We start from the raw sequence: 6,326 nt of genomic DNA, 5'->3' as shown, positions 1-6,326 counted from the left end.
CGAATTGCTAGAAAACTTCTTTCTCACACGTTGGGTATTTTTGCCAATTTTAAACAAGGTAAAAGTCAACGCGACTGGCTTCAACAAGCCAACGTTATAAGATGTTAAAGTCGAGCATCGCGTTACATTTTATTTGCTGTGCATTTTTTGCGCACACCTTTCACACAAAAAGCTCAGGACGCTCTTATGACAGGATAACAAGACATTCAATACTCTGTGAGGCTGCTTATGAAAAAGCTCAATATATTAATCGCCATGTTAGGCATTGTTGGATTTACTACACAAGTTCAGGCAAAAATCGAGTATGGTATAAGCCAACAAGAAACCGATCCACATCTTATAATCGGAGAGGTAAACGGTGAACCCGCTCTGGGTATCACTTTACCCATAGTAAAAGATCGATTACTTCCTGCCTCCCAACTGAAAGGTTTCGCTACACTCGACAAGAATGGCATCTATCATACCGAATTGGATGGTGCAAAATTCGGTATCGAGAACCAGTATATCGATATCGGTCAGGTTCCCAATACAGAAGTTTACTTCGGGGAATGGGCACAAAAAACGCCCGATAAATCGGATGTTACCCATACTGTTTTTTATGCAGGTAAAGATGCTACAACCAATCTACCCACTGGCGGCACTGCGACCTATACAGTAAAAGGTCTGAGCCAATATAGCGGCAGTAATCTCCTCTCCGGCAAACTCGTCGCAAACTTTGGTACCAAAAAATTGGATGGCTCACTGAGTAATGGTTCACTAAATATTGGTATTAATGCCAATATAAATGACAATGCCGGATTTTCAGGTAAGGCCACAGCCAACGAGAGTATTAATGGGGTTACCGATGGGAAATTCTACGGTAATTCCGCCTCAGCACTAGCAGGGTATGCCAAATTTGATGGCGACAGAAACAAAGATACTGCTTTCGGTGGTGCTAAAGAATAATTATTCATTTACCAGAAAACAGTGTCAAAATGACACTGTTTTCCCTTTCATCTCACTTACAACAATAACATTACATTTCAATATATTAATTTCTAATTCAGGTAAACTCCAATTGCGAAAACAATGAAACTCAACAGACATAAAACATAATAATAACTTATTATTTACACCACTATTTGTCCAGTATACATTTTATCTTCAGTTCGTTTTTTGTGCAAAACTTTCACCCGAAAAATTCAGGACGCTCTTATAACAGGATAACAAGACATTCAATACTCTGTGAGGTTGCTTATGAAAAAGCTCAATATATTAATCGCTATGTTAGGCATTATTGGATTTATCACACAAGCTCAGGCAAAAATTGTGGATGGTATAAGCCAGCAAGAGACCAATCCCCATTTTCTGTTCGAGAAGGAAAAGGGGGAAATTTACTTTGGGGAATGGGCACAAAAAACGCCCGATACTTCGGAGATCACTCATACTGTTTTTAATACAGACAAGGAGGTAACAACCAAGCTGCCTGATAACGGCACTGCGGTCTATACAGTAAAAGGCACTCCAGACTTTACTGGCCGTCATTTTCTCTACGGCAAATTAACCGCAAATTTTGATAGCAAAAAACTGGTTGGCTCAATGAGCAACAGTTCACTAACTATAGGTATTGATGCCAATATAAAGGACAATGGCGAATTTTTAGGTAAGGCCACAGGCAGCGGTACTATTGATAGGGTGTACCATGAGAAAATGGATGGAGTTTCCCTTGGGAAATTCGTTGAATTACCTCATATCACCCCCTTTCTATCAGGGTGGGCCATATTTGATAAAGAGGGACAAGGAATTATATTCAGAGGAACTAAACAGTAATAATTTAATCCCTTCCGAAAACAGTGTCATTTGAGGCACTGTTACCCTTCTTCATTAATATTATTTTTATTTATTTCAAATAATTAAATTCTAATTTACGTAAACGCTAATTTGTGCAAACAATGACATTCAACGAACACAAAACATAATAATAACTTATTATTTACACCACCATTTGTCCAGTATACATTTTATTTTCTGTGCGTTTTTTGTGCAAAACTTTCACCCGAAAAATTCAGGACGTTCTTATAACAGGATAACAAGACATTCAATACTCTGTGAGGCTGCTTATGAAAAAGCTCAATATATTATTAATCTCCATGTTAGGTGTTGTTGGATTTATCGCACAAGCTCAAGCAAAAATTGCGGATAGTATAAACCAGCAAGAAACCAATCCCCATTTTCTGTTCGAGAAGGAAAAGGGGGAAATTTACTTTGGGGAATGGGCACAAAAAACGCCCGATACTTCGGAGATCACCCATACTGTTTTTAATACAGGCAAGGAGGTGACAACCAAACTGCCAGACAGAGGTACTGTAATCTATAACGTAAAAGGCGTTAGCCAAGATAACCGCAAAAACCCCCTCTCCGGTCATTTTGTCGCAGATTTTGATTATTACGTATTGAGTGGCTCAATGAGCAATAGTTCACAAACTGTAGGTATTGAGGCCAAGATAAATGATAACGGCAAGTTTTTAGGTAGCGCCAGAGCCAACGGCATGATTGGGCACACTTTTGGAGAATTATCTGGTGCTAACATTAACTCTTTGGAAGGCCACATTTTATATTATAGCGACAGAACAAAAGACACTGATTTCTTTGGTACTAGAATTAAATAATTAATTCCTCAGAAAACAGTGTCATTTTGGGCACTGTTTTCCTCTTCATCTTCTTTAACTCTATTTATTTCCAAATTGTTTATTTCAAATAAATAGGGGCCTTATGAATCGGGTTTTTGCTATGTCTGATCAAAAAAAAGTGACTGAAAAGGAAATATTTCCAATATTACTTATAGTACTGTTGATCTCATTCCTGTCCCCAGCAGTTTGTGCCAATGAAGATATTAACCACAAGATTTGGCAAGGAGCACGATATAATCAACAACACAATAAACAGAAAAAGAAAGTTCTAAATTCCGTTTCTATAAAAGATCGCTTCTCATTAACCATGACTCATGGACAAGAACTTAAAGTTGAAAACAATCTTAAGGACATCAGTCAAGCACTGTACTTTGCCATTAACCATCAGCAGTGGCAAGACGTCAGACGCCTTCTGCCGATTTATCAAAAAATTCCTGGGTATGATCCGTTACTTAGCGATTTTGCTCAAGGCGGGCTAGCACATCTTAAAGGGAATTTAACGCTTGCTACCTCTTATTATCAAAAGATCCTACGTCAAAAACCGAATTTTACCCGCATTAAACTGGAACTGGCTCGTATTTATTTTGAAGATCACAAAAACCAAGAATCCGCTCAGTTATTTAAAGAAATCAGTAAACAATATCAGTTACCAGACATGGTCTTGAAGAATATTGACCGTTATCTGGCTGCAATAACCTCAAGAAATGATTGGAGCGGTTCATTCTCATTTGGCTATGCCTATGACGATAATATCAATATGTCTCCAAATCAGAAACCCATCTGCCTACGTTCCATAAAGGGAAAGTGCATAATTGAACGTGGCGTGCCAAAATCTATCAAAGCATGGGGTGGGACTTACAGCGCTACCTTAAGCCGACGTTACCAGCTTGTCGGCCATCACGGCATTTTTGGCCGAGGTCTGATTTATGGTGAAAATTATCCCAATTATCACGACGAAAACGAAAATATGTTCCTGCTGATCAGTGGCTACAACTATAAAAACAGGAGCCATGATTTCTCCTTTGGCCCCTTATTTGAATATCAACAGCGTGCAGGGAATACCGAATACCATGCCATCGGTGCCAAAATAGAATGGCAGTGGGCTATCACCGAACAAACCGCCCTTAATGTTGAATTTGGACATAAAAAATTGAGTTATCAGCCGCTTTACCGCAGGAAAGACGGCGAACTTTCCTCATCCTATTTCAGCCTATCTCATGCCATCAATGATAAATTAGTTCTGTTTGGTGGTGGCAATTGGAGCTATCGAAATAATCAACAACCAATGGCTCGCTATCAACAATGGGGAGTAAGTGCGGGAATAGCTGGGCAACTCTATTCCCGCATTAATGGCTCGCTGCTTGTCACACTGAGAAAACAACGCTTCGGCGCTTACAGCCCATTATTGGGTGCCAGACGCCAGGATAATGAACAAATCTATACTGCCGCCATTAAATTTCCTGCCACTAAGATATTGGGCATGACACCATCTTTAACTTTCCACCATCGACACAATCACAGTAATGTGAACTGGTTATACAGTTACGATAAAAACGAAGTACAGATACAGTTAGAGAAATATTTTTAATCAAGACTGTGGTACATCCACAAATTAGGCTCAATGTAATAAGCCATCTGTTTTTCAACATCTACCACCAATGGCACCAGACCACCCGGAATGACGTATTCCCCGCTTTGCGGAAACTTCATGCCTGTCCATTCCTGCCACTGTTCCAAAGTGCCATAAATATCCATGGAACGCAGGGCAGGCTTAATGATTTTGGCACCTAATCGACAATGGGTGCGGATCCACGGATCAAACGATTCGCCTTTATCATTTTTCCATCCGCAATATTCGATGAAGTCTTGCAGGGGATATTGGCTTTTCAAACTCGGCCTGACAGGAACAACCAGACCCTGTAAGCCTTCATCTCTGGCAGTCTGTTTCAAACTATTAATCAATAAAGCAGGAATATTTTTCCCGCGGAACGCAGGATCAACCGTCACACTCAGGGCAGATACCATGTTGGCTTGTACTTTTCCCTTAGCTTTCCCACCAGCGTCAAATACAGCATCCCATCCTTCATCAGGCAATTGATCTAATGAGCGATTTTCCCAAGGAAAAGGAATTGAGTTCAGTAAACCAATAAGACGCTCTTCGTTCCCCTGTTGCAGAATGGCAAATTTTTGAAAGTGACTAAAACCCAGTTCATATAATTTGCGCCAATGTTGTTCAGCAACTGCATCATAATTCATAAATAGAGGCCAATTGTTATCAATAAGCTCCTCTACCTTATCACCAAGATCTGTCCTTTCTTCAGCAGACTGAATAACAATTTTTGCTTCCATAATGCATCTCCAATTAGGCTTTTTTCAGCCAGATAGATATATGAAAATTGATATACCTTTATTCTTTTAAATGGTGGCTTCCTGCAATGCAGGAAATAAAGATATAGGTGAAAATTTATTTGATTGGTTCTTTGTTCTCAAATTTCATCATAACTCATTATTTTCCACAATAAAGGATGAATATTTCCCCATATAAAATATATGTATTAACTTTATTTAATTATATGAGTCGTTATATAACACTATTAATTTAATTACATTAGAAACTTTTTTAGTGCTAATTAACTTGTTAATAACAAAATAACCTCAGTAAATAAAATCTACCAACCTCACATTTTAAAAAAAAATCAGATAGATTAAACCTTACCCAAAATGCAAAAAATAAAATAAAAATCAATAAAATAAAAAAAGATATTGACTAATAAACCCTATTATTAGTGAAACAAATAATAATAATTATCATTTACATTATCATTTGAACGGTGTACTTTTTTCTCGCGCGATAGATCAGGCCGTTTTTAAGATTGGGTAACGAGGGATCCCCCATTCCAAACGAGGATAATGATGAAAAAGTTCAACGTATTAATCGCCGCTTTAGGCACATTGGGATTTATGGCACAGGCTCAGGCAGAAGTCGGTTTTGGGCAGAATCAAATAAGCACGCCATCATATGTTAAGGTTGGTGCAACCGAAACGGGTTCAAATTCACATGGTGGTGCGAGTGGTGCCCCTGGCATTGGGGTCAGTTCAATCGGTGGAGGAAAACTCATCGGTTTTTCTGGCTTGACTCGCATGGCACCAGAGGACAGTAATGGGATTCATAACATCTCAAGAGCAGGTGCACCAGGCTCTCATGGCGGTATGGGTGTATTCCATTTCAGCAAAGTTGCCAATGCTGACGTTTACTTCGGTGAATGGTCTCAGACCGGTCAAGCTGGTGATAACACCCATACGGTTTACTATGCAGGCAAGGATATCACCACCAATATGCCAACCGATGGTACAGCAACCTATGTGGTGCAAGGTATTAACCAATACAGTGGTGACAATGCACTCTCTGGTACATTGACCGCAAACTTTGGTGAGCAAACGCTGGTTGGCTCTATGTCAAATACTGCAATGACATTAAATATCGATGCCGATATCTATGATGATGCCAGGTTTGAGGGTGATGCCAAGATTGGTGCTCTTGATGGGACAACTCAAGGTCACTTCTTTGGTGACAGTGCTTCCAGTCTGGCCGGATATGCCAGATTTGAAGGTGACAGTTCCAAAGATACCGCTTTTGGTGGTTCTAAACAGTAGTCA

The 6,326-nt window shown here is 39.5% G+C and carries 6 protein-coding genes; 5 read left to right on the top strand and 1 reads right to left on the bottom strand.

The features are described 5' to 3' along the window. Positions 1-228: 228 nt before the first annotated feature. The 4 genes from Xets_RS09850 (at position 229) to Xets_RS09835 (ending at position 4,257) form a co-directional block, all read left to right on the top strand. A complete protein-coding gene (locus tag Xets_RS09850; protein WP_099132921.1) occupies positions 229-945 on the top strand; it encodes a Slam-dependent surface lipoprotein in 717 nt (238 codons plus the stop codon). Between the two features lie 291 nt (positions 946-1,236). Further along, a complete protein-coding gene (locus Xets_RS09845; protein WP_099132920.1) occupies positions 1,237-1,809 on the top strand; it encodes a hypothetical protein in 573 nt (190 codons plus the stop codon). A gap of 290 nt (positions 1,810-2,099) precedes the next feature. Further along, positions 2,100-2,648, top strand: coding sequence for a hypothetical protein (locus Xets_RS09840; protein ID WP_099132919.1), 549 nt, complete (start codon positions 2,100-2,102; stop codon positions 2,646-2,648). Between the two features lie 121 nt (positions 2,649-2,769). Next, on the top strand, positions 2,770-4,257 hold the full coding sequence (locus tag Xets_RS09835) for a porin family protein (protein ID WP_099132977.1): 1,488 nt from the start codon (positions 2,770-2,772) through the stop codon (positions 4,255-4,257). Here Xets_RS09835 and Xets_RS09830 read toward each other — a convergent pair. Continuing rightward, complete coding sequence (locus Xets_RS09830; RefSeq protein WP_187651531.1) at positions 4,254-5,018, bottom strand: transferase; 765 nt, start codon at positions 5,016-5,018, stop codon at positions 4,254-4,256. The genes Xets_RS09835 and Xets_RS09830 overlap by 4 nt on opposite strands. Before the next feature lie 561 nt (positions 5,019-5,579). Between Xets_RS09830 and Xets_RS09825 the strand changes: the two genes are divergently transcribed. Continuing rightward, on the top strand, positions 5,580-6,323 hold the full coding sequence (locus Xets_RS09825) for a Slam-dependent surface lipoprotein (protein ID WP_244208695.1): 744 nt from the start codon (positions 5,580-5,582) through the stop codon (positions 6,321-6,323). Positions 6,324-6,326: the final 3 nt, after the last annotated feature.

This window comes from Xenorhabdus sp. TS4 (assembly GCF_014467265.1).
Taxonomy (GTDB): Bacteria; Pseudomonadota; Gammaproteobacteria; order Enterobacterales; family Enterobacteriaceae; genus Xenorhabdus; species Xenorhabdus ehlersii.
The sequence above is the reverse complement of the archived record's forward strand: the minus strand, read 5'-3'. Positions and strand labels throughout refer to the sequence as shown.

Bases quoted from the DNA above. Each gene is read 5' to 3' on its own strand.
- Xets_RS09850 (WP_099132921.1), top strand. From the start codon at position 229: ATGAAAAAGCTCAATATATTAATCGCCATGTTAGGCATTGTTGGATTT.
- Xets_RS09845 (WP_099132920.1), top strand. From the start codon at position 1,237: ATGAAAAAGCTCAATATATTAATCGCTATGTTAGGCATTATTGGATTT.
- Xets_RS09840 (WP_099132919.1), top strand. From the start codon at position 2,100: ATGAAAAAGCTCAATATATTATTAATCTCCATGTTAGGTGTTGTTGGA.
- Xets_RS09835 (WP_099132977.1), top strand. From the start codon at position 2,770: ATGTCTGATCAAAAAAAAGTGACTGAAAAGGAAATATTTCCAATATTA.
- Xets_RS09830 (WP_187651531.1), bottom strand. From the start codon at position 5,018: ATGGAAGCAAAAATTGTTATTCAGTCTGCTGAAGAAAGGACAGATCTT.
- Xets_RS09825 (WP_244208695.1), top strand. From the start codon at position 5,580: ATGATGAAAAAGTTCAACGTATTAATCGCCGCTTTAGGCACATTGGGA.